The organism is Shewanella sp. MMG014 (genome assembly GCF_018100775.1).
Classification (GTDB): domain Bacteria; phylum Pseudomonadota; class Gammaproteobacteria; order Enterobacterales; family Shewanellaceae; genus Shewanella; species Shewanella japonica.
In genome coordinates this window covers 1-1,851 of the sequence record NZ_JAGJDZ010000028.1, presented here as the reverse complement: position 1 = coordinate 1,851, position 1,851 = coordinate 1, and the positions used below count along the sequence as shown (strand labels likewise).

The 1,851-nt window shown below is 36.2% G+C and carries 1 protein-coding gene; it reads right to left on the bottom strand.

Features of this window, described 5'->3' with window-relative positions; genetic code table 11:
* Nucleotides 1-822: 822 nt before the first annotated feature.
* A partial coding sequence (locus tag J8L86_RS20970) for an Ig-like domain-containing protein (RefSeq protein WP_211031448.1) occupies nucleotides 823-1,851 on the bottom strand: 1,029 nt, incomplete at its 5' end.

The window sequence follows — 1,851 nt, the reverse complement described above, 5'->3', positions numbered from 1 at the left end:
AGGAGCTATAGTTACACTTTCTAAAGTAACTTTAGGATCAGTAGGCTCTAAAAAACCATCTTCTGAATTACAACCAGACAACAACACCAACCAAAAAAATGAGAAAAACTTTATAAAATACAAGCTTTCCCTTAAAAAATTCCGCATAATTTAAAGATTCCTATCACATTTATTTCCAAACAATTTGCACACTCATTGCACAATATGGAAATAAAAAACGATAAAAACCACCCCCGAAAGCACTGTTCTACAGTGTTACTTTCATTAAAATATTGGAATTAACAGGCTAAGCCCTATAGCTTCTGAAATAGATACTGAAATTTGATTTTTCCAAGTTTCGTAAGTAACCACAAAAAAGTAAGTTTTGCTTACTTACAAACCACCCACTCTAATATTTGCTATTTCACATTAAATAAAAAATGCTTTAAAAAACTTAAATTGGTTGAAACATATATAATTTATCCCAAATTGAATTTATGCAAAATTTTAAAACAGTTTAATCACACAAATAAGCTAAATAAATGCCCCCTGGATAGAACAATACACATCGAAGAAAAACACTGTTTAACAACACCAACCTTATGCAGAAAATGCTTTTCTACAGAAAGCTTAACTTCGACCAAATGAACTTTAAACAAATTACGTTACTACTGTTTAGTTAAATCTTTATTAACTTCAAAACCTTAAGTTCAGGATCTTAGCTTTTACAATTGACTAACAAATTACAATATAACGTCGAACCTGAACCTTCCACAAAATAATAAACAACACGAAACTTTGACACAGTCAGTTTAACAGTATCTTGTTGTTTGATTTAAAACACTAAGGATTAGACATACAAGAAGCATAAAGCGGCCAGCTTACATCAGTATAATTCTCAAAACCATTTGCAAGATTTATATACCAATAGCCATTTAAGTAGCTATGAGAAGTTGCAGTCCAGTAACTGATCGATGTCGGCCAACCTCGTGCAATAAACATATTAGAAAAATTATCGTATAATTCCACCTTAAACTCATATTGACTCGCAACGGACCAATTTGTTCGACCACCTAATGAAATACTATTAAAATGACCGCAAACATTCACTGCATTCCCCTGAGAAAAAATATAGAAATCTCCAGCAGGCCCCAATGCCCCATTTTCCGTATATACTCCATTAGTCGAATGTCCTCCAATGCTATTCCAATATGACACCGACGGAGAATTAGTAAACAACTTCCCGCCACCGATATCAACAATACTAATACACGGGCCAGCTAAGTTGCACACATCGACATTCACTATATTACTAGTGATATTATCCATTTTGGCAGTCACAGTTGTAGCTCCTACCTTTACGCCAGATACCGAACCATTCACTGCTACTGTTGCGACGGTAACATCACTTGACTCCCAAGTTACCGAACCGGTAACATCTGAAGTAGTGTTATCACTGTACATTGCTGTAGCTGACAATTGCAGACTTTGCCCCTTAATAACAACATTTACCTGTGCTGGATTTACTGAAATACTAACAATTCCTACTGCAGCTTGATTCACCGTCACGCTAATATCTACATTGGCTGTATTACTAGTAACACCGTCTTTTTGGGCTGTTAAGAATGTCGCACCAACCTCATTACCCGTCAGCAAACCAGATGGAGCTACCGTTGCAGTATTCGTATCATCGACTAACCAGGCAACCGAACTAGTTACATCAGATGACGTACTGTCACTGTAAGTTGCCGTAACTGTTAACTGTTCAGTCTGTCCTTTTGCAATATCAACTTGCGCTGGCGTAACCGTAAGCGCAGTTATCACAGCGCCAGTAATATCTACATTGGCTGTATTACTAGTAACACCGTCTTT